This window comes from Paenibacillus oryzisoli (assembly GCF_001653565.1).
In the GTDB taxonomy this organism is placed as follows: Bacteria; Bacillota; Bacilli; order Paenibacillales; family NBRC-103111; genus Paenibacillus_E; species Paenibacillus_E oryzisoli.
Genome location: NZ_LYPB01000049.1, coordinates 75,430 through 98,508 on the forward strand (window position 1 = coordinate 75,430; position 23,079 = coordinate 98,508).

Consider the following 23,079-nt stretch of genomic DNA (forward strand, 5'->3'; position numbering starts at 1 on the left):
TTATGTATTTCAGCTTGTTTGACCAAGCTTTCGACAATAACTGAGCCCTATATTCATAATAAGATTAATTGCGATTTACCACAATCCTTTTTCCGTAAATATATTGGGCCGAAAGACCCAATTGTTCATCATTTCGAAGCAATTTGGTCGAATTCTGACGAAGAACTTCTCCTCCTTTAATTATATGGAGGTGCATTGGATTCCTTCTTAAATCGCTCTCTTTCGAAATTCAACACTTGTAGTAAAATTGGTATGTCTTGGCATCCATTTTGGGAACGATAGGATTGAATAACTTCAGCATGCCACTGTAGGAGGAATGATTGGATTGGAACAACGACCTTTTGGCCAGACGGGAGCCCATTTCCCAATACTAAGCTTTGGTGCACAACGTATTGTCGATGAACATAATTGCACGGAGGATGAAGCGATCCACATTGTGAATCGTGCGATTGACGAAGGGATTACTTACTATGACACAGCCCCGAGCTACTCGAAAGGGCAGTCTGAAGAGCGATTAGGCAAAGCACTGGCGCTCCATAATCGTCGCAACGACGTATGGATTGCAACCAAAACCAATGACCGTACGCGAGACGGTTCCTTGCGACTGCTCGAAGACAGCCTGAAACGGCTGCAGACAGATCATGTTGAAGAATGGCGCTTACATAACATTATGAAAATGGAAGAGCTTGATCAGTGCTTTGCCAAAGGCGGCGCACTCGAAGCATTAATTGAAGCCAAGGAACAAGGCATGATCAAGCATATTTCGATCAGTGGGCATACGAATCCGCATGTCCAATTGGAAGCGATTGATCGCTTTCCTTTCGATAGCGCACTTGTTGCTCTATCCGCTGCCGATCACCTCGTCTATAGCTTCGCTCACGAGTTTCTGCCCGCAGCCAATGAAAAGGGCATCGCAGTCATCGGTATGAAAGTTATGGCGCTTGGCCAATTGGCACCATGGTACGAGAAAGCTTTGCGTTACACATTGTCTTTACCGATTTCTACGGCTATCGTTGGTATGGAGTCTATGGAACAACTTGAGCAGAATCTGGCGATAGCCAAAAACTTCAAGCCGATGACCGATCTCGAGCAACTCGATTTCCTGAAGGAAATCATGCATTTGGCCAATCCGGATGTGCTGAAGTGGAAATCGACAGACTGGGTGTCTGGCGAGTGGTATGTCCGGTAGAAACTGAAACAAGGGGCTTACCCCAAGTAGAATCACCTACTTGTGGCGTAGCCCCTTGTTTAAATGTTTATGTAGACTTGAAACAATTCTAGGTATTACTCTTTGGAGTCGAAGTAGAAATGCTCCGCCTTCCATTGCTCCCCTAACTGGAGAATGCCATACGAGTAGCGAGGCTGTCTTCTTTTATCCGTAGGCGAACCTGGGTTAAACATCATCGTTCCTTGAACAATTTGAAGAAACGGAATATGTGAGTGTCCAAAGATCACCATGTCGGGCCGCTCAGCCTCGAACGCCTCCCGTGCTCTTTCTTCGGTCGTTTTCCGGAAACCATCCCCATGGATAAGCCCTATTCGGAAATTACCGAAGGTTAACAGTTTCTTTTTCCCGAATCGCTCTACAATATCTTCCCCATCGTTATTCCCAGCCACAGACTCACATGGTGCGATCTGCTCGACAAGTTCAATAACATGCTCACTCACCCAATCTCCTGCATGAAGGATAAGATCGACACCTTGCAGCCCTGCTACAAGCGCATCGGGCAGCTTCGTGGCACGGTAGGATAAATGCGTATCTGCTATAACCCCTATTCGCATCCCTTATACTCCTTCCCATTTCAACTAGTTATTAAGGATATACTAATCAGGAAAAAGTAGGAATGCAACTATATGTTGGGAGCGACACGACATCCCATGCATTTCACTTTACTGCGTAACCACAGCATCATCAAAGCTAGCAGTAGAAGAAGCCATGCGGTAACCAACTTTGCCTGTGCTCAGCTCCGTTGTTCCATTCGTATAGTTAATCAGCTGCGTACCATTCACCGAGCCGAGGATATTATTCCCGGTTACCTTCACCTTGAGGTCATACCATGTGTTAATTGTTGAGCTGAAAGAAACACTCGATAGCAAGGTCAATGTCCCGCTTACCTTTTTATATAAATCAAGGGCATTCGTGCTGTTGTTGATGCGCAGCATATAGTAGTTGTTTGCATCTGTGACACGGAAAAGCAGTCCTGCGTTAGCAAAAGCATTATTTAGTTTCACCTTCGAAGAATAGGTGTAGTTCGTCCAAGCGCTCCCAGCAAAAGCAAGAGCCTCACCAGTAACCAAGGACTGATTAAACACTTTACTGCCGTCCGTGATTACGCTCCACGTACCGCCGCTTGTCGTCCAACTACTGGAACCACTTTCAAAATTATCACTAAACACAGTAACCACTGGCGGGGAACCGATCCCCACACCTTCGTATGCCCCACGATCTGTTACACTGCCCGCCAGTACTGCACTGCCCCAATAATCCTTACCACCGTTGCTGCTAATTGCAACACCGCTATCGATGGCAGGTGAACCCGTCTGCAGCTTATAGCCATCCACACCTATTAGACTCGTCCCCGTTCCAGGACTAACTAGAAGCGGATTCGTTGTAAGCTTGTTCGCATCGCTAGGCTCAGAACTAGGGTGATTGCCATAAAAAACATTAGAATCAAAGACCGTATTCGTACTGCTTCCCATGATATATCCGCCGCTGCCTAGGTTGTAGATAATATTATTTTTAAAAGACGTATTGCTCGCATACCCTCCCCAATCGTTGATTAATAGAATATGGGTACCTGCTCCCGCGCCAATATAGATCGTATTGTTATAAATACTCGTATTGGTGACTGGACCTGCCAGTTGAAAAATACGAGTACCATCGTTCTGACTGATGTTATATCGCACAATCGTGCCATTGTTGAAATTACTTGTGCCGTTATTACAAATCAGAACGAAACCGCCTTCGTTGTCATGGCTATAGTTATATTGAATGATCGTTCGATTGGAGTCATAATCGGAGTCAAATCCTTGACCGTCCAGACTCCCATGCGTGCTATAGGCTTCATTGTATTGCACAAGTGCATCGTCTGTATTGAACGGCCAGATGGCGACCCCCTCAGCACCAGAACGCACATTCGCATGATGAACAACATTGTACTGGATAACGGGTGCCGAACTTACTCTAACCAGAATGCCATCACGTCCGATATCATACACGGTGTTATATTGAATAAGCACGTTCGTAAAGCCCGACCAAGGACCAGAATCAACCATACCGCCCCTGTTCATCCAGCGGGAGTGCGTCTGAATACCGGTTGAATCCACCGTGTAGACCGTATTTCCTTCGATGCGCACGTCATTCCACTTCGTCGATACGGAAGTTCCTAATGCCTGCACAGCGATGCCGCCGTTTTTCTTATCCGTATTGATCCCATTCACATCGTGCACAGTAAGGTTGGAAATATGAATGTAGTTGGCCGTTCCATAATCCGAAGCAACCACATTGACGCCTAAACGTTTGGCAGCAGTCGCTCCCTTATTCGTCACTTCTAGGTTCTTAATTTCCCAGTACTCTTGATTGTACAAATAGACAGCCGATCCGCCACTGCCATCCGCATTCATCGTTAGCCCGTTCCCATTAATAAGCGGTTTACTTCCGCTGCCGTAGCTGGAAATGACGATCGGGCTGCCAGACACACCTGATCCCTTCGGATATAACTGCCCTGTCCACGTACCGCCTGATTTAAAAAGGATCTGGTCGCCAGCTGCGAACGTTGTCGCATTCACCTTGGTCAAACTTTTCCAAGCTGTCGCTGCGCTTTTCCCATCTCCACTGTCATCCGATCTCGAAGAATCCACATAATAAATAGTACCCGCAGCCATAACGGCTTTAGGTATTGCTCCTAAGAAGGAGAGCATGATAACAATAGCAGCGAAAATAGTGAATAACTTTTTAGCCAAATACATGAATCATTCCCCTTTGCATGTTAAATTACAATTCTTGTTAACGCTTTCAATAATTTTCATTCCAAAACTACGTTTCTTTCACTTGAACATTCATCACTACAGGCAGTTCACCTAATGAAGCTATGTCTGTCATCAGGTAAGTTTCACTTTTTCACGCAAATGCGGCTCTCTCACCTCCCTTCAAGTATCCTCGAAATCGTAGAGACTGGAAACCAGCCTTTGCCGATCTTCGATTTCATATGTTATTACAAATGCCCAGAGATCGCTGCGTATAGCCGCTGAGCAATCTGCTCCATTCCTGCCTGAGACGGATGTACCAAATCGAGCGTTTGGTTCTCTGGTTCCAATAAATCCCTGCCAGGAATACCTATCATACCCGAATGATTTCGCATACTGACGGCTTGTTGAACAATAGCTCGAAATAGATCAGCCTTCGGATCCCCAGATGCGTCCATGGCAAACCAGAACATGTCCGTGACGAATACCTTGCGCTCGCCAAGACCAGCGACTAATCTGTTTAGAAACATATCAAGCGCATCGCGAAACGCTTCTGCCGTCCAGTCATACACCACATTGATCCCAAGCTCGACAGTAGCGATCTCCCAGCCTTTCAGCTCCATCAAATAGTCCGCCATTTGCGGTTCAAGCTTTGCGCCGCCTGCTAACCCGAAATTACGTAATTCCAAACCAAGCAATTGGGCCAACCGGAACGCATACGTTCCGGTCGGCGACCACGCTGAAGCTCCATGAGTAATGGAGGAGCCGTACGCTAGATAGCTACTGCCAGGGATCTTCAAGCTGTACGGTGGCTCTACTTCACCTTCTACAGAAGAGAGATACACCTTCCCTTGATAGGGAAGCACGAGTCGGTACAGCTGCCTATCGTAGGCAGTCTGTAGGGGAATCATTTCTAACTCCGGTAGTAACTCATATCTCTTGATGACGATTCGGTTATATCCCCTCTGTACATAATAAATCTCAGCCTGCAAATCACCTATAACAAGGGATGCCATTGTCGTAATCGGGGTTTCAAGATGCGGCTCCCACCATAGCCCGATCTCTGCGCGATCGCCGATCATGCGGAATCGGATTTCAGAGCCCGCAGTGCTCTGAGCGTTTCGCTGAGCAAATTCATTCAGCGTCAGCCGCAGCTTCTCTGGAATCCGGCATAATCGCAGCCCTTTGATTTCGTCTTCCACCCCTTCGGTTACATGGTGAAGTTCCACCTTGGGTTCCTTAAGCGGATATAGCATCGTTGCCCTCCTAACGATCAACCTTTAACCCCTGACATCGCAACACCTTGAACAAAGTATTTTTGGGCAAAAATAAACAGAATGATCGTAGGCAGCACAGCTACAGCAGCTCCGGCCATTTGCAGCGCATAGTCAGCGCCCGCTTCAGTCTGGAAGTAGGATAAGCCTACCGTTAGCAACTGCTTCTTCATGTCCGTTATGAATACAAAAGGCGAAGCGAAATCGTTCCACGTCCACAAAAAGGTAAACAATACCATTGTGACAAGCGCCGGTTTAGCCAGTGGTAAAATAATCCGATAATATACTTTATAATGCGAACAACCATCGACAATGGCCGCTTCGGATATTTCTTTGGGAATACTAATGAAGAATTGTCTAAGCAAGAACAGGAAGAAGACATCAAATGCCGCCGGTAAAATAATCGCCCAATGTGTATTATTCAAATGAAGGTACTTATACAACAAGAACCTCGCTACAATGGTCGTATCGGATGGAATCATCATCTTGGCGATCAAGATCATGAAAATGACATTTTTAAAGCGAAATTCAAGCCTTGCGAAGGCATAAGCCGCCATGGTTACGAGCAGCCCCCTTAACAGAAGAACGCCCAGTACGACTTTAATGGAGTTCAAATACCAGATGAAATAGGTTTTGTGCTTGAAGATGGTTTCGAAATTGCCCATAAACGGATCGCTGATCAGAAGAGAGGCCGGATGCTGTGTCATCTCAAGCGGTGTTTTCAGTGAAAAGGAAATCATAAACAGAAACGGGATGATCATCACAATGCCGATGAGAAGCATCACGCAGGTAAGCACTAATTTCGGTTTTAATAATGCACCCATTTTTTTTGCCCCCTCCATTGAATGATTGTAATAACAAGAATGATGGCGAACAAAAGAATCGCTTGAGCGGAGGCAAAGCTGTATTTGTTGTAAGCAAAGGCTTCTTCGTAAATATTCAATGAAATAACGCGCGACGAAGTACCTGGACCGCCATTGGTCAAGTTACGGAAAATCGCATAGTTTTGAAAAGATCCGATAATATTGGTAATCACCAGGAAGAAGGTCGTTGGTGAAATCAGAGGCAGTGTCACGCTCATAAACTTCTTAAATCGTCCTGCCCCGTCAAGTTCCGCTGATTCGTACAAATCTTTGGGCACTCCTTGCAGCGCCGCTAAGTACACGATGGTTGGGAAAGCGACTGAATGCCAAACTTCAACGCCAGCAATCGTTGGCAGCGAGGTGTGAATGCCTCCCAACCACAATGGGGGATGTTCCACGCCTACAGCTACGAGCAGTTTGTTCACAACGCCATCATAGGGATTAAGCAAAATAGAAAACACAATCGCGATCGCCACTACGTTCGTTACATATGGCAGCATAATCAACGTCCGTGCTAATGTTCTTAAGTGAAAGGTCGCATTAAACAACATAGAGAGCAGCAACGCTGCAATAATCACACCCGGTACATAACAAATCATGAACAGGAAGCTTCTCCCAAATGAACTTATAGCAATGGGATCCTTCAAGACAGCGATATAGTTCGAAAGCCCGGCAAAGTGCAAGTCCGATAAGCTTTTAAAGCTGTTGTAATCTAATACGCTGATGACGAAAGCGTAAAGCGTAGGCAGTAAATAAAAAAGTGCAAATCCCGCCACGAAAGGCGTAACAAACCAGAAAGCAACTTTTTCTTCATTCGTAATCCGCAGCATGCTCCATTCTCCTCTTGTTAGGAAGGAGGACACCACTAGGATGTCCTCCTCCAACACATCTCATTTATTGTTTGCTAGCCGCTTGAATCGCTTGGTCTTCTCTTTGTTTAATGGATTTAACGGCATCGTCCACTGATTTCTGTCCAGCAAAGTACAATTCGGATTCCTGCATAATAATATTGCTATACTCACTCATCGCACTACCTAGCAATTTCTCTTGCGTGAAGCCAAGTCCGTTATCCAGCAAGGCTTTGCGAAGGTCATCAGCAGTTACACTGCCTTGTGATTTATCAGCAATATTTTTCAGTACCGCATTCATTTCATCCTTGCTCAAATTTTTCTGTGCAGGGAATTCGCCTCTTTCTTTATAGCTATTCTCAGCAAAGAACGATAGGAAATCGAATGATTCTTTCGGATGCGCAGATTTTTTATTAATCGCAAGCGCAGAGGTAACCCCGATATTGTTATTGCCTTTGCCATCATCAGGTGTAGGAGGTTGAACAACGCCCCATTTCCAGTCACGCGGATATTTCTCGAAATTGTTCAATGAACCCAAGTACCATGTTCCGATAAAATGCATGGCATACTTGCCTTCTAAGAATCCAAGATTAGATAACTTTTTCGTCTTAAACTCAATCCACGACGGCTGAATTTTGTGAACTGCACTCAGATCGTTGTACCATTTAAGGGCATCTTTAAATGCAGGATCATCATAGTTGGAAGTGCCATCTGCTTTGTAACCTGACACATTTTTTTGTCTGGATTGCAAGTACAAGTAGTTATCAAAGGTAAGCATGTAGGAACCGTAGACACCTTTTTCCGGCTTTGTTAATTTCTTCGCTGTTTCAATGTACTGGCTCCATGTCCAGTTTCCTGTAGGGTAAGGAACACCTGCTTCATCAAATAGCTTTTTATTATAAAAGACAGCCCACATCGATAAATTCATCGGCAAATAGTACACTTCATCTTTGTATTTCGTGAGTGAGTCCCCATATATTTTGTCAATATCGTAATTAGCCTGTTTCGCTAAATCTTTCATCGGATACAAGAAATCTCTGGATGCATACTTGTTCTGATCGATTGGATTCGAAAGGCCAATAATATCCGTCTTGTCGCCAGAGAGCATCGCAATGTCGATTTTCTTCATGGCTTCATCCAATGTACCTGGTAAAATGTTAAGTTCAAGCTTGTTCCCTGTTTTGGTCTCCCATTGCTTCTTTAATTTATCGTTAGGGGTACCATCTTCCCACTCCTTCTGACCTGCTGAAGTAATGAACATGGACAATGTTACAGGATCAGCCTTTTTCGGCGCAGCACTTGCAGAAGCAGCCGCTCCTGTTTCTTTCTTCGTCGTGGTAGCGCTACCACATCCGCTCAAAAGACTTAACCCAACAATTGACGACAAACTAATTAATGCCCAATTTCTCTTGAACCCCTGCATAAAAGCGCCTCCATTTTTCGTAATTCCGAATGTATTGTGTAGCTACGAGTTTCATTGTAGAGTGACTGGCGTCAAAAAAATAGGGGATGGTTTTTGGATTAGGTTTGATCTTTTTGACTCTTGTCGATTCTGATCGGAAGTTCTCTATAAGTTGCTTTACATGAAAAGAATGCATGATTATTATAGAGTCAAAGGAGTGAGTCCGATGAACGATACTTATAAAATGATGATTGTTGACGATGAATTCGAGATTCGGGAAGGTTTAAACTCCTTTTATTGGGAACGCTTTCAATTTCAGGTGGTTGGCCTAGCCGCCAACGGCAAGCAAGCGCTCGACCTGATGCAGCGCAGCGATGTGGATATCGTCCTCACGGACATCAAGATGCCCATTATGGATGGTATCGAACTCAGTAGGGCCATTTCCGTGCACTATCCTCATGTCAAAATTGTTATTTTATCCGGATATAAAGAATTTTCGTACGCCCGTGACGCGCTGCAAGCAGGTGTATCCGAATATTTGTTGAAGCCCGTGGACTTGAAGCACCTCGGTGAAAGTATGATGAAGTTAAAGCATTTATTGGATACTGAACGACAATCATCGCAAAAGCTTCAATCCTACGAAAACCAGTTGGCGAACAGCCTTCCTGCCGCCAGAGATCACTTTTTCCAGTCACTACTAGAAGACCTCTTACCTGAGTATCATGAGGCCAAAGAGAAAATGAGCTTATTAGAGATTGAAATGAACGCGACCTATTATTGTTGCGCAGCTGTGAAGATTCAATGGCGTGATCAACCTGACGGTAGTCTAACAGATGCGAATAAATTAGCGAAGGCTACAACGATAATTGAACGTCATCTTGAAGCAAGTCAATGTCATAGCTATACGCTTAAGAGAAAAGCAGGTGAACTGGCGATCTTCTTGAATCTGAACGCGACAACGGTTTCACCACGCAAATCACTTTCCTTGCTTTTTGATCACATCATTGTTGCGATTGAAGGGGAACTAGGTGGCCGATCCATCATAGGTTTAGGTGAAGTTTATCAGAGTTTACTCTCTTTCCCTGATTCCTACAAGCAAGCAAGAAGTATTATGGAACGCCATATTTTCCGGGAACGCAGCGGATTGTTTCAATGGGATCCTGCCGACAGTCTTCACATGGAACGCAAAGAATATCCCTATTCGGTTGAAACAAAGCTTCTTGATGCAGTGCTTGAGGGGAATAGCGGTAACAGCACAATGTATTTCCAACATTTCTGGGACAGTTGTGGCCTAGACTCCGAACACGCGGAGCTCCCCCTCGTCTTGAGATACTTGACGCCACTCTTCACAATGCTAGAACGAAGATTGGATCTGCACGGCGCTTCCTTTGAAACAATGGCCAATCTCCACATGCCTTTCACCGAGTATGTTGAGCAATTCCAGACATTATCTCAGTTAAAAATCGCGCTGGATCGCTTAATTTCAGACATTACGCTGCATATTAGAAAATTAAATGACGTCGTACAAACGACTTCACATTCCGCAGTCCAGCAAGTAAAAAAATATATCGAAGAGCATAGCAGCGAAAAAATCACGTTGAATCAAATGGCAGATCTCGTTTACCTCAATCCCAGCTATTTCAGCATTCAATTCAAAAAAGAAACCGGCATTAATTTTATCGATTATTTGAAGTATTGCCGAATGGAAAAAGCGAAAGAATTGCTGCGCCGCATCGATCTCAAAGTCTATGAAATTGGAGAATTAGTCGGCTATCAAGACCGTAAGTACTTCGCTACGACGTTCAAAAGTTACACCAAACTAACGCCGCTTGAATACCGTCAATCCTTCATCACATACTGAAAGCGGTGTCTATATGGAACGGTTGAAACTGCTTCTCAAAAGCTTTCTCTACCAACATTCGATTCGTAAAAAGCTGATGTTCTGTTCAATTCTGCTCACATTGATGCTTGCAACAACCTTTTATTGGTTATCTGAAGCTTTCGTGAGTCGGCTTATCGTGCAAGAAAAAGCGGAATACCAAGTGAATGAATTTAAGCAAACAGCCAATTACTTCAAATCACTCTTTGCAGACTTAGATGCGAATACGAATAAGTTGGTAAACACCACTTCGGTACAAACAGCCGTCAATGACCCGTTCCAGCAAAACGATTTCATCCAAATTGGACAACGGGTTCAGCGATTGACGAGCGAAATTAATGATACGTTACTGTATCATGATTATATCGACAAAATCATGATTTTGGGTAAAAACAACCTGGTCTATCTGTATGAATATGATAATGGCGGCAAATACGCGGGAACTGATTTTACCTTTTCCCATTGGCTGAATGAAAGTGCAGCCTATCTCTATAAACAGCAAGAAGGTGTTCCATTCTATTACAATCCTTCGGACCAACCTCTCTTCAAGGCCAAGGACGAACAGACGTTAGCGCTCATGCTCCATCAAAAAATAGCGTATTACCGTCCCATCCTTTTGGAAAATGAAACGATCGGTACGATGGTCGTGACGTTTAATATTCCTGAGTTTGCGAAGGAAGTATTCTATAGCTCTGATGTGGATGAGACACTTCAATTGCTGACCAATCAACACTTGCCTATTTGGAGCAACAAGCCTTTCCCCTTGGATAAGGAACAGGACACTTCCTCCTTGCAATCGGATGATACTTCTTACAACATCATTCAAAAAAACGGAAGTAAAGTGCTCGTTACTCACTTTCAGCTGTCCTCCTATCCATTTGAACTCATGAGTGAATTCCCAATTGCATCAATCTTAACAAGTAGAGACGGAACGCATTCCTTCCTATTTTTTTTCGGTCTGGGCTCCCTTTTATTTGTCCTGGTTTTGTCGTTCTGGTTTGCCGGGACATTATCCAAGCCGTTATTTGAATTAACACAAGGGTTGTCCGCTGGATTTGCTGCAATGAACGAACGCGAGCCGGTTGAACCACGCATCGTTTTCCCTAATTATCGTGTGCGTTCGAAGCTAATTGCTTATTTTGTCCTAACAACCTTTGTACCCAACTTGCTGTTTGTCCTGTTACTGACTTACGTACATTATGACAACTATCAGAATAAGGTCATTCAACTTACAGAAAGTACGATCCAACAAGTTAAACGGAATATCAATTACAGCTTGAAGAACTACGACAGATTAACGCAACAGTTAATTTATCATCCTGAAATCCAGCAAACGATGCGCAAATCAGAAACGACTACTTTACTGCCAGCGGATAACATGATGCTTGAGCTTCAATTTGGTAACATGAAACAACGGAAAAGAGAGTTTCTCTCGATGGAGCTCTACAATCAAACCCGTGAACGAATCTATACAGGGATGTACGCGGGTACCGTTCCCATATCGAAGACCGATCCACGTGTCTTTGAGAAGCTGGATCATAGCTCAGGAGAGCTGCTGCTCATCGGTACCTATCGCAATCTGTATATGACACCGGTACTTACATTTGCTAGGAAAATTAGCAGTTCCAGCGAGTCCACTCTCGGCTCACAGCTTGGTTACTTAATTGTCAATGTTGAACAAGACATGCTGAACAATATCTTTCGAACGATTCGCATCGGAGATTCTGGTTATTTCTTTCTGATGGATGCGAACGGCACGATTCTATCCCACGACAATGACGAGCTTACCTCGCATGTGCTTACTAAGGAAGACTCCCTCGCAACTGAGATGATGCAACAGACGAGCGGTTCCTATTTTAAACATGCAAGCAATAAAAAGTATATGGTCTTCTACGATACTGCCTCCTACTTTGGCGTCAAAATGGTCGGTATTGTCCCTTCAGACGAATTGAAGAAGAAAGTGCTTACCCTAGTATGGTACAGTGCAGCTTTCTTCGTTGTATTCGGCATTCTGATTATGCTGATCGCAACATTGATCTCCAGTTTAATTAGCAAACCGCTGCGAAAGCTGCAAGACTTGATGCATGAAGTGAATGAGGGCAACTTTGAAGCACGAATGAATCACAAAGGACGAGACGAAATTGCCAGTCTAGCCCGCCATTTTAACAATATGATCAAGCGTTTGAACGAGTTAATTACCGAAAATTATCAATCGAAACTGCGTGAGAAAGAGCTCCTGTTCCTGGAGAAAGAAGCCCAGCTTCATGCCTTGCAGCAGCAAATTAATCCACACTTTCTGTACAACACACTGGAGTCCATCAAATGGATGGCTTTCAGACAAGGCGCCAACGAAATCGTTGAAATGACAACTGCATTGGGGCAATTTTTCCGAGGCAGCATTAGTAAAAAAAGCGGTCTAGTTCGGATGTCAGAAGAGCTTGACCACCTGGACCAGTACTTACGGATTCAAAAAATAAGAGCAAGAAATCGTTTCATTGTCATTTGGGATGTCTCAACGGAATTGCAACATTTCCTGACGGTTAAATTGATCTTGCAGCCCATCGTAGAAAATGCGATCATCCACGGCCTAGACACAATGGAGGCTGACGGTTTACTGATGATTAAGGGCTATATCGATGGTACCCATATGCATATTGAGATCCTCGATAATGGCACAGGGATGACGGAGGAACAGTTACAGCGTTTGCGATTGATTGAAGAGGAATCACGAGAAACCAATCAATCTGGTATCGGATTAATCAATGTGTTTCAGCGATTGCATTTATATTTCAGTGATCGTTTTGCTTGGGATATCGATAGCAAACTAGGAGAAGGAACACTTGTACGCCTCCATTTGCCCTTACTTTCTGAGGATGAAGGGTGATGGGTAATGGGTAACATCCTTGCACCAACATGAAAACAGCCGCCCCACTATATACGTGGGACGGCTGTACGTGTATGCGCGGCTAATCCAATTGACGGACTTGCACGCCTTTGTCGCGAATGCGATCTAGCGATTCCTTGCTCGTGAGTCGATCTGTTATGACATGTTGAATCTCCGACCAACCCGCAACTTGTGTTAGAGCCTGCGTGCCGAACTTACTATGGTCTGCGAGCAAATAGGTTTCATCAGCAATACTAATCATTTTGCGCTTAATCAACGCTTGAAGTTCATTCGATTCGGAGATGCCGCGCTGTACGTGAACCCCTTTGCAGGAGAGAAACAGTTTGTGCGCATGATACATATCCAAGGATCGCTCGGATAATGGACCTACGAAGGATAGGGACTTCGGAGAAAGCAAGCCGCCTGTGGAGATGACTTGAATCCGCTCTTTGCCGCTTACCTCCAAGGCAACTTTCATCGAATTGGTGATGATCGTAATCGCCATGTCGGGAATCATTTTGGCCATATACCAAGCTGTGGTACTCGCATCGAGAATGATGCGGTCCCCTTCCACAATATGTGAAATAGCTTCCTTGGCAATGCTATTCTTAAAATCCGCGTGGGCCGTCTCCCGCTCCATGAAAGGAACTTCGGTCTGGGCTTCCTTCACGCTCACAGCGCCGCCGTGGCTGCGCATGAGCTTGCCATCGGCTTCTAACCGATCCAAGTCACGTCGAATGGTTTCTTCCGTTACTTGGCACAGTTCACTCAACTCAGTTACGCGAATGCTTCCTCTTTCATTAACCAATTGAACGATTCTCTGCCATCTTTCTGCTACCAGCATCGTTACCCCTCATTTCACCGTCGATCGGGAGGCCACTTTAAGAAACGCTGCATACGCCGCCTGCCAACCCGCCTCATCCTGAGGATGATACGTCTTGACTGGGAACGAACTCCGAATCAGCTTTCTGGCTTCGCGCAAATTCGCGATCACCCCTAATGATATCCATTGTACTACAAGGTTACCTAGGGCACTACCCTCTACTGGTCCAGCCCATACTTCACGCTGAATAGCACTCGCTGTAAACTGGCACAACAGCTCATTCTGGATGCCGCCACCTACGATGTGAAGTCCACGGTATGTTTTGCCTGAGAGCTGCTCCGTACGCTCAAGAATAAAGCGATATTTCAGCGCTAGGCTTTCCATGATACACCGTATAATTTCACCATCCGTTTGAGGAACAGCCTGATTGGTGTCACGACAATATTGCTGGATTTGCTTTGGCATATGAGCAGGATTTAAGAACATATCATCATCGGGGTCAATGAAGAATTGGAATGGCTTCACAGCTTCTGCCTGCTTCACGAGTTCCGCAAAGCCGACTGATTTCCCTTCCTTATCCCATGCACGTTTGCATTCATTGATGAGCCATAAACCCATAATGTTCTTTAATAACCGATTCGTTCCGAACACGCCGCCTTCATTCGTGAAATTCCAGGCCAACGCTTGTTCCGTAAGTATGGGCTTCTCTGTTTCTGTTCCTAACAAAGACCACGTCCCGCAACTTAGGAAAGCGAAGTCATCATGGAGCGCAGGAACCGCTACAACTGCTGATGCGGTATCATGCTCGCCAACAGCGATAACAGGAATGGAAGGAACATCCAATTCCTCGCACAGGGCTGGGCTTAGTGAACCGACACGCGATCCCGAAGCGACAGGCGGCAAGAAAATTTGTGCCGGAAGATGCAATTGCTCGATGAGCGATGCGTCCCATGTGAAACTTGTGGCATTAAACAACTGCGTTGTTGTCGCATTCGTGAATTCGCTATGCTTTTCACCCGTCAGGAAATAGCGAAGCAGGTCTGGAATCATGAGAAATGTTGCTGCGCGGTCTAGTAACTCCGGATTGTTCTTTTGAATCGCATACAGTTGGAAGATGGAATTGAATTGCAAGAACTGCAATCCTGTAAGGGCATACAGTTTTTCACGGCCGACAATATCCATGACTTCGCTCATGATCCCATCTGTGTGATGATCCCGGTAATGATACGGATTTCCTAATAGCTCCCCATTTGCAGCTAATAGACCGAAATCCACTGCCCATGAATCAATTGCCAAGCTCTCAATATGGGAGTAGCCCAAATGCTTTGTTTGTAAAATACCTTGCTTCAGCTCATGAAGCAGCCGCAAAATGTCCCAATGCAGGTGGTTGCCCACCTGCACGGGATCATTGGAGAAGCGGTGAATTTCCTCGATCGTGATCTGGCCCGCTTCAGAATCAAGGCGTCCGACGATCGCTCTGCCGCTGCTTGCTCCCAAATCAAAGGCTAGAACTGTCGATGGATTACTCACCAGCTTGCACCACCTTTGCCACGCGCATTGATTTTCTCGTCGTAGCCACTTGCCAAGTAAGCTTTCATCGGATCAACTGGCACACCGATTTCCTCACGTACCGCTTGAAGCAGAGGCGTTACATCGAATTCAAATGCTTTACGAACCGCATCTTCGGCACCAAGAACATCTTGGTTCGCTTGTGCAGCACGAACTTCTTCAAGGTTAATCAGAAGCGCTTTCGCGTATTGCGTTTGTACGTTTAGTACGGAACGCAGCATCGCTGGGATTTTACGCTCAATGTTATGGCTTTGGTCGATCATGTACGCAATATTATCAGCAGCTTGACGAATTTGTGGGTTCTTGTCGTTAGCAGCATCAATGATTTGGTAGAAAATCAGGAACAATTCATACGGATTCACTGAACCAACGATCAGATCGTCATCCCCATATTTACGGGAGTTGAAGTGGAAACCGCCTAGTTTATTTTCATCCAACAAGTACGTCACGATGTGTTCGATGTTCGTTCCTTGCGGGTGATGGCCTGTATCAACAAGCACTTCCGCTTGCGGACCTAATTTGTTCGCCAAATTGAAAGCCATACCCCAGTCAGCTAGATCTGTGTGGTAGAAAGCTGGCTCGTAGAACTTGTACTCGATCAACATGCGCATGTTAGGTGACATTGCGTTGTACATTTCTTTCAGTGACTCATACATCCATGCTTTACGAGCGCGAATATCTACTTGTCCTGGGTAGTTGGAACCGTCTGCGAACCACAAGCTTAATACGTCGGAGCCCACTGTTTTGGCAATGTCCACGCACTCAAGTAAGTGATCTGTAGCTTTGCGGCGAATCGCTGCATTCGAGTTCGTTACACTTCCGAAGATGTAATCATCTTCTTGGAAAAGGTTCGGGTTCACCGCACCGATGGAAACGCCTAGATCAGAAGCATGTTGTTTCAGCTTCGCATAGTCATCCACTTTGTCCCACGGGATGTGGATCGCAACCGACGGGCAAACACCCGTCAGTTTGTGCACTTGCGCAGCATCTTCGAATTTCTCGAAGGGATTACGCGGCACACCTGTTTGTTGGTAAACTTTGAAGCGTGTTCCAGAATCTCCGTAACCCCATGAAGGTGTTTCAACTTTCAGTGCTTTTAGCTTTGCTTTCACTGCTGCTATATCAATGCCTCTCAGGGCTTGTTGCTCTTCGAATAATGCGTAGGCTTTGTCACTCATCGGTTTGTTGCCTCCTATTAGTTGAATTAGCGTGTGAAGGCAGCTGGTACGCCACCATCAACTGTGATCATGCAGCCTGTTGTTTTAGCTGCTTTGGATGATGCGAAGTAAACGATCGCTTCTGCCACGTCTTTAGGGAAAATGTTAACAAGCAACGTCGTTCTTTTACGGTAGTGCTCTTCCAACTGATCCGGTTCGATCCCGTATGCAGCCGCGCGCTCATTACGCCAGCCGGAGTTCCAAATCGCAGATCCTTGAAGAATAGCATCTGGCAATACAGAGTTCACGCGGATACCGAATTCGCCGCCTTCTGCCGCGATACAGCGAGCCAGGTGAATCTCAGCCGCTTTGGCAGTGGAGTATGCGGATGCATTTTTCCCAGCAAATACGGAGTTCTTGGAGCCTACGAATACCATGCTGCCGCCGATTGTTTGCTTTTTCATAATTTTAAACGCTTCTCTAGCTACCAAGAAATATCCTGTGCTAAGTACGTTCATGTTCAGGTTCCACTCTTTAAGGGATGTTTCGTCAAAAGGACTAGAAGTCGCAAGACCTGCATTATTCACGATAATATCGATTCCGCCGTAGCTAAGAATAGACTCACGGAATGCTGCTTCCACTTCTTCTTCCTTCGTTACGTCCATGCGAACAGCAATGGCTCTGTTTTCGCCATATTGTTCGTTAAGTTCTGCTGCAAGCTTCTGCGCACCTTCAAGGTTAAGATCAGCTAGGACTACGTGTGCGCCATCTTTCAAGAATTGACGAGCGGTTACACTTCCGATACCACCAGCGCCACCAGTGATGAACGCGATTTGACGGGAGAATTCAGCTTCTGCAGGAGCAAGTGTTAATTTGTAAAGCTCAAGCGGCCAGTACTCCACGTTGAAAGATTCGTTCTCGCTAAGGGATACGAACGTTCCAAGAGCCGTAGCGCCTCTCATAACGGAAATCGCACGGTGGTAAAGCGCCCCGCTGATTTGCGCCATTGCCCAGCTTTTGCCTGTGTTGATCATCCCGATACCTGGAATAAGGATAACACGTGGAGCAGCTTCATTGATAACGTCGCCTTCATTTTTGTTGCGGTCAAAATATGCTTTGTACTCTTCTTTGTATGCTTCGATACCAGCTGTGAGTGCTTCTGTTAAGCTTGCTGCGTCGCCAGTTGTCGGATTCCAGTCGATATATAAAGGCTTCATTTTCGTATGAACCAGGTGATCCGGGCAAGCTGCTCCAACTTGGGAAAGGACTGCTGCATCACGGCTGTTTACAAATTGAAGCACATTGTCTGCACTGTCAATGGTGAGGATCATTTTCTTCTCGTTGCTTACGGCACCGCGAACGATTGGCAGAACTTGAGCCAATAGATCCTTGCGTGCTTCGCTGCTAAGAGTTTCGTATTTGGAACCGCCATATAGGTTCGCTTCGTTCACGCGAGCTTCAATGAAGCTAGCTGCTTCGTTAATGATAGCGATTGTTTTCGCGTAGCTTTCTTCGGACGTTTCGCCCCAAGTAACAAGACCATGTTTCTCCATAAGAACAAGCTCAGCCTTAGGATTGTTGCGAACGCCATCTGCGATCATTTTGGAAAGTGTGAAGCCAGGACGTACATATGGAACCCACACGAATCGGTCGCCGTAGATTTCTTTCGCAAGCTCACGTCCATTGTGTGCGCAGCACAGCGAGATAATCGCGTCCGGATGCGTGTGATCAACGTTTTTGAAAGGTAAAAATGCATGTAGAAGCGTCTCAATGGAAGCACGCGGGTGCTTGCTGTCGATCATGCAGTTAGCAAGGTAAGCAACCATGTCTTCATCCGACATTTCGTCACGTTCGATCAAAGGACGGATATCCTCCATACGAAGACCTGTGAAATTCTTTGCTTTCATCGTGCCAAGGTCAGAACCGCTACCTTTCACCCACATCACTTCAACATCGCGACCTCGGAAATCTTTCTCGATTGTTTTGTAAGAGGTGTTGCCGCCGCCCCAGTTACATACAGCACGATCTGTGCCTAATAGATTAGAACGATACACAATTTCCTCTACGCCTTTCGATACTGCATTCGCTTTTGAAGCTTCCCATAAATTCGCAACCATGTAAGTACCCTCCTAAGTTTTATATCCCATGTGTATGTGTTTGTTTTTGATGGTTTCATCTTATCATATCTTTGTTTATTTTTGAATAATTATTTTTATGTTTGTTTATACAGGGTTAAAAGACAGATCTCTCTGTAAATTGTAGGTAAACGAAGAAAATTGTTTGGGTTTATGAGGCACTTTCGATGATACATGAAATTTAGGCGTATATAATACTACGTTTATCTGTATATGCGTGGGATCTTTTCCGAATCACACTTTGAATCTGAGTGCAACTCAACAACGATACTCTAGCTGAGCAATAATTTCAAATAACTGGAAAACCTACAGCTAATTATGCGAAAATCAGCATTTCTGCGACATTAACTGGAAAACCTACAGCTATTTTGGGCTGAATGGGCTGATTTAAGATAAATCCTCATTAATAACTACATGTTTTCCATCTAAATCAATTTTCCGAGCGAAATGCTGCATTTTAACTGTATATTTTCCATTTAATTGGGTGGATGGATGTTGGAGAGATGTTCTTTGAGTAGCTATGGTGTACGGGGCAGGGTCGGATTTGTTGAGTAGCTATGGTGATAGGAGTAGGTTCGGATTTGTTGAGTAGCTATGGCGATAGGAGTAGGTTTGGATTTGTTGAGTTGTGGTGAAAGGAGTAGGTTCGGATTTGTTGAGTAGCTGCGGTGAAAGGAGTAGGTTCGGATTTGTTGAGTAGCTGCGGTGAAAGGCGCAGGTTCGATATTTGTTGAGTAGCTATGGCGATAGGAGTAGGTTTGGATTTGTTGAGTAGCTGTGGTGAAAGGAGTAGGTTCGGATTTGTTGAGTAGCTGTGGTGAAAGGAGTAGGTTCGGATTTGTTGAGTAGCTCCCTCCTTCGACTCGGAATCTGGAGTTCGATTCGGCCACGACGCTCCAGCTGAGCAATAACTGGAAAAACTACATCTAATTCTGCAGAATTCGCCTCTACCAGGACATTAACTGGAAAACCTACAGCTATTTTCTGCTGAAATGGCTGATTCAGGTTAAAAGCGAAAGATTAACTACATTTTTTCCATTCAAATCAATATTTACGGCAAATCCACGTCATATAACTGTACTTTTTCCATCTAATCGAGAGGAGATTGGATGCGGAAGGGTGTGTGGATACCGACAGATAAAATGAAAGACGATAGGGACGCTAAATGTCAGGTGAAACACTAGACGTCAGGAGGAAGACTGGACATTAGGTAGGCGACTAGAAGTCAGGAGGAAGGATAGATGCCAGGTAAGCGACTAGACGTCAGGAGAGAGGGCCGATGACTTGAGGACGCTAGTTGCCGCGTGCCCCCGCCTAAATGTCATCATCAAAATGCCACCTGTCGCCGCCACTGACTGAATCACCAGGCATGTCATCCGTCACATCACCGCCGTAATCTCCGTGCTCGTCTTCGGCAACATTTTGCAAATCAAAAGCATTGATGGTTATGATCGGATAGGTGTGATGCGCAGCGATTTGAGCAGCCTGCAATTTCATAAATTTCGGTGAGCCCTCCGTCTCCTCATCATAGACCAGCAGAATGCCGTCAGAGTTTCGGAGGAGGAACTTGTCCCTCTCTTTGAACTGCCACGGGCCTTCATATTTGGTCTTCGTTATACTGTTGACGTAATTGGCTCGCTGCATAACGCTCGTGTAGCATCCTTTTTTATCATCGCTCCACTTCTCTTCTTGCTCCAAAAAAGGCGTAATCACTGCCAGCTTCAACTCTGGATAGGTACGCTCTCTCAGATCTAGCACAGCCTCTGCCGCCCATAATTCCACTCCCCATTGCCCACTTACAACAACCCATTCGAGCCCGTCGTCGATTAAGGCGATGATCCGCTTTTGAATCGCTTTTTTGATAATCGGAATGCCAGGATGCTTCAATGAAAAAATACCAAGTTCATTTGCTTTGTAGCCTGTAATCAGCACGCGTTTCAACGGGCTCACCCCCTTATTGATCTTCTTAAAAGGTTAGCACAGATACTTCTAATTTGATAGAAGTTCTGACCAAAAACCTATGTCATGCCAAGCCATTTAATGTTAGTTAACATAACATTAATATTCACAACATTTACTTAAAGACAACTTTTTGACTGTTTTTATCAAAAAAATGATTGAGTTTATGATTATTTTACGATATTCTGATCTTAATACAAATAATAATGTAAATTTACCTGACATTAAAAGGAGCGGATTCGATTGAATATTGCACTCGTTGCGCATGATGTGTACAAAAATTTACTCGTGGACTTTGTAATTGCTTATAAACATATTTTCCAAAAACATCAGCTCTATGCAACAGGAACTACAGGAAGAAGGATTAGTGAGGCAGCAAAATTGGACGTGATTCGATTACGTTCGGGCCCATTTGGTGGTGATCAGCAGATCGGGGCTATGATCGCCATGGATGACATAGACTTGCTTATTTTTTTCCGTGATCCAATCTCAGCATTAGGTCATGAACCCGATATTACTGCGCTCCTTCGCCTCTGTGATGTACAACAGATCCCTCTCGCAACCAATCTTGGAACAGCAGAAATGCTGATCAGAGCTATGGAAAACGGCTTCCTCTCTTGGCGCGAAGAAATTCGCAAATATGATTCCCCACGATTGAATGGTACGGAGAACATATAAGACTACCTGAAATTGTAGTAGATTCCACTGCATTTCACCTATTGAAATAATAATATTCTTATTAACTAGCCTCACGACCAAGCCAGTCCACTATGATTCGAATACGTTAATATCATCTCTTCTTGAAAGGATGATTAGATCAATGGCAAGAATCAAACAAGGATCTAGCGGCCCCGTACAGTTCAGACATCGTATGGAGGGCTTAACGTCACGCGTACAGAATCATCGGCATTCCTTCGGTAATTTAAGTGATATCGTAATCCCGGAGGACGGCAGACATCGTCACACTTTCCAAGGCATTACAACGACTGCTGACGGGCATCGTCATTCCTATTCGGGCCGCACTGGCCTCAACATCGGTGTGGGCGTGAATCATTTTCATCGTTTTCAAATAGCAACAAACATAGCAGATGGGCATCGCCACATCATTTCCGGAAGAACAACAGGCGTCATCCGTCTCGGCGTTGTGGTTGGACACAAATTGATCATTGAGAGTATCGTCCGTCAGAAAGTGTAAGATTCCCTCCCGCGAGAATTTCCGTACTCTTATATAACAAAAAGGCTACTGAAAAAGTTTTCAGTAGCCTTTTTGCACTTGTATTCGATTCAATATCCACTTATCTCTTCAAAGCCTCAACCAACCATGGATACGCCTGACTCCCATTCACTTCATGAACACCATCATAGAGATGTACGCCTAGTTTCTCATTTGCTCCCGCCAATCCATACGCTCGCTCTAGATAGGAAACCGCCGCTTCCACCCCATCTACAGGAAAAATGGGATCCCCTTTCCCCGAAGCAATGAATAGTGGACGGGGAGCTAGCAAACCAATTAGTTCGGGAAGTTCCGCGAATTCGAGCGCGCCAGGCAGATAGTTATCAATGCAATGCCGCACCCCCATGATGCTGCGCTTGAATGTATTGGTGAAGGCACACAGAACCGAAGCCTGAACGCGATCATCTAATATGGCTGTGTAGGCGGCAAGCAAACCGCCACCTGAGAATCCAAAACAACCGATTCGACTCGCGTCAACTTCCTCACGTGTCACGAGGTAATCTAACACGCGCATCGCCTCATGCACGCGAACCCCAGCTATTGACATCCCATATAGCATAAAGTGAGAAGCAAGTGTCTGGCAGGAAGAGTTCCCCACTTGTCCTTCCTTCCTGTCTTCCTCCAAACGCCGATCACCGAAGCCTAAGATTTCAGGGACTACAACAACGAAACCACGCCGCACCAACTCAAGGGCATAGTTGCCATGAAGATCCCATTCCCCCTCAAGCTCAGATCCATCAGCGTTCAAGCCTACGATTTGCCTACTTCCATAACCATGACCATGCAGAGCTAGTACGGCAGCGCGTTTATGAGAATCTCCTTTTGGCAACAGTACATATACAGGAACCCGAAAACCCCAAAATGTCCCGATTTCAATGCGTTCTCGGACATGATCCTCAAGCTCGACACGATCAAGAAGAACAGGACGAAGATCGTCCTGTTCTTCCATGGTCACCGCTAAGGAGTCCGCCAAGCGCTTTTTCATATGAGCTTTTGCATGTTCAGCCCATTCCGTACGACTCTGCTCGCGTTTCAATTCGAAAGCACGATAGAGTTGATCCATGCTCGCGTCAGGACTCCACATTT

At 45.2% G+C, this 23,079-nt stretch carries 17 protein-coding genes; 5 read left to right on the plus strand and 12 right to left on the minus strand.

The features are described from left to right. Positions 1 to 325 precede the first annotated feature (325 nt). Positions 326 to 1,189 carry an aldo/keto reductase gene (locus A8708_RS06395; protein WP_068663007.1) on the plus strand — a complete coding sequence of 288 codons (864 nt, stop codon included), beginning with the start codon at positions 326 to 328 and terminating at the stop codon, positions 1,187 to 1,189. A 95-nt stretch (positions 1,190 to 1,284) separates the two neighbouring features. Here A8708_RS06395 and A8708_RS06400 read toward each other — a convergent pair whose 3' ends face one another. The 6 genes from A8708_RS06400 to A8708_RS06425 all read right to left on the minus strand — a co-directional run bounded on the left by A8708_RS06400 (position 1,285) and on the right by A8708_RS06425 (position 8,374). Then, positions 1,285 to 1,782, minus strand: coding sequence for a metallophosphoesterase family protein (locus A8708_RS06400; RefSeq protein WP_068662672.1), 498 nt, complete (start codon positions 1,780 to 1,782; stop codon positions 1,285 to 1,287). 108 nt (positions 1,783 to 1,890) lie between these two features. Beyond that, the gene (locus A8708_RS06405) at positions 1,891 to 3,969 is read right to left on the minus strand and encodes a family 16 glycoside hydrolase (protein ID WP_068662673.1); all 2,079 of its coding nucleotides are present in this window, start codon (positions 3,967 to 3,969) and stop codon (positions 1,891 to 1,893) included. A gap of 245 nt (positions 3,970 to 4,214) precedes the next feature. Next, positions 4,215 to 5,222, minus strand: a complete 1,008-nt coding sequence (locus A8708_RS06410; protein WP_068662674.1) for a GDSL-type esterase/lipase family protein — start codon at positions 5,220 to 5,222, stop codon at positions 4,215 to 4,217. A 17-nt stretch (positions 5,223 to 5,239) separates the two neighbouring features. Further along, entirely contained in the window at positions 5,240 to 6,064 is an 825-nt protein-coding gene (locus tag A8708_RS06415) for a carbohydrate ABC transporter permease (RefSeq protein WP_068662675.1), read from the minus strand. Next, positions 6,049 to 6,933: a carbohydrate ABC transporter permease gene (locus A8708_RS06420; RefSeq protein ID WP_068663008.1), complete on the minus strand. Its 885-nt coding sequence runs from the start codon at positions 6,931 to 6,933 to the stop codon at positions 6,049 to 6,051. The genes A8708_RS06415 and A8708_RS06420 overlap by 16 nt, the downstream gene beginning before the upstream one ends. Before the next feature lie 64 nt (positions 6,934 to 6,997). After that, a complete protein-coding gene (locus tag A8708_RS06425) occupies positions 6,998 to 8,374 on the minus strand; it encodes an ABC transporter substrate-binding protein (RefSeq protein WP_068662676.1) in 1,377 nt (458 codons plus the stop codon). A 205-nt stretch (positions 8,375 to 8,579) separates the two neighbouring features. On the opposite strand from A8708_RS06425, the gene A8708_RS06430 reads away from it, so the two are divergent. Together A8708_RS06430 and A8708_RS06435 are read left to right on the plus strand one after the other, a co-directional pair. Further along, positions 8,580 to 10,214: a response regulator gene (locus A8708_RS06430; RefSeq protein ID WP_068662677.1), complete on the plus strand. Its 1,635-nt coding sequence runs from the start codon at positions 8,580 to 8,582 to the stop codon at positions 10,212 to 10,214. A 13-nt stretch (positions 10,215 to 10,227) separates the two neighbouring features. After that, a complete protein-coding gene (locus tag A8708_RS06435) occupies positions 10,228 to 13,116 on the plus strand; it encodes a cache domain-containing sensor histidine kinase (RefSeq protein WP_068662678.1) in 2,889 nt (962 codons plus the stop codon). Between the two features lie 82 nt (positions 13,117 to 13,198). Here the strand turns inward: A8708_RS06435 and A8708_RS06440 are convergent, their stop codons facing one another. The 5 genes from A8708_RS06440 to A8708_RS06460 form a co-directional block, all read right to left on the minus strand. After that, the gene (locus A8708_RS06440; protein WP_068662679.1) at positions 13,199 to 13,960 is read right to left on the minus strand and encodes a DeoR/GlpR family DNA-binding transcription regulator; all 762 of its coding nucleotides are present in this window, start codon (positions 13,958 to 13,960) and stop codon (positions 13,199 to 13,201) included. 9 nt (positions 13,961 to 13,969) lie between these two features. Next, the gene (gene rhaB / locus A8708_RS06445; RefSeq protein WP_068662680.1) at positions 13,970 to 15,472 is read right to left on the minus strand and encodes a rhamnulokinase; all 1,503 of its coding nucleotides are present in this window, start codon (positions 15,470 to 15,472) and stop codon (positions 13,970 to 13,972) included. After that, positions 15,466 to 16,686 (minus strand): L-rhamnose isomerase, encoded by a 1,221-nt coding sequence (gene rhaI, locus A8708_RS06450; protein ID WP_068662681.1) that lies wholly within the window; start codon positions 16,684 to 16,686, stop codon positions 15,466 to 15,468. Before rhaI ends, rhaB begins: the two co-directional genes overlap by 7 nt. Before the next feature lie 26 nt (positions 16,687 to 16,712). Next, positions 16,713 to 18,782 carry a bifunctional aldolase/short-chain dehydrogenase gene (locus tag A8708_RS06455; protein ID WP_068662682.1) on the minus strand — a complete coding sequence of 690 codons (2,070 nt, stop codon included), beginning with the start codon at positions 18,780 to 18,782 and terminating at the stop codon, positions 16,713 to 16,715. A 1,332-nt stretch (positions 18,783 to 20,114) separates the two neighbouring features. After that, positions 20,115 to 20,741, minus strand: a complete 627-nt coding sequence (locus tag A8708_RS06460) for an SLOG family protein (protein ID WP_068662683.1) — start codon at positions 20,739 to 20,741, stop codon at positions 20,115 to 20,117. A 261-nt stretch (positions 20,742 to 21,002) separates the two neighbouring features. Here A8708_RS06460 and A8708_RS06465 point away from each other — a divergent pair, with 261 nt between their 5' ends. Together A8708_RS06465 and A8708_RS06470 are read left to right on the plus strand one after the other, a co-directional pair. Further along, on the plus strand, positions 21,003 to 21,437 hold the full coding sequence (locus tag A8708_RS06465) for a methylglyoxal synthase (RefSeq protein WP_068662684.1): 435 nt from the start codon (positions 21,003 to 21,005) through the stop codon (positions 21,435 to 21,437). Positions 21,438 to 21,579: 142 nt separating this feature from the next. Continuing rightward, a complete protein-coding gene (locus A8708_RS06470; RefSeq protein ID WP_068662685.1) occupies positions 21,580 to 21,954 on the plus strand; it encodes a YmaF family protein in 375 nt (124 codons plus the stop codon). Positions 21,955 to 22,054: 100 nt separating this feature from the next. Here the strand turns inward: A8708_RS06470 and A8708_RS06475 are convergent, their stop codons facing one another. After that, positions 22,055 to 23,077 carry a dienelactone hydrolase family protein gene (locus tag A8708_RS06475; RefSeq protein WP_068662686.1) on the minus strand — a complete coding sequence of 341 codons (1,023 nt, stop codon included), beginning with the start codon at positions 23,075 to 23,077 and terminating at the stop codon, positions 22,055 to 22,057. Positions 23,078 to 23,079: the final 2 nt, after the last annotated feature.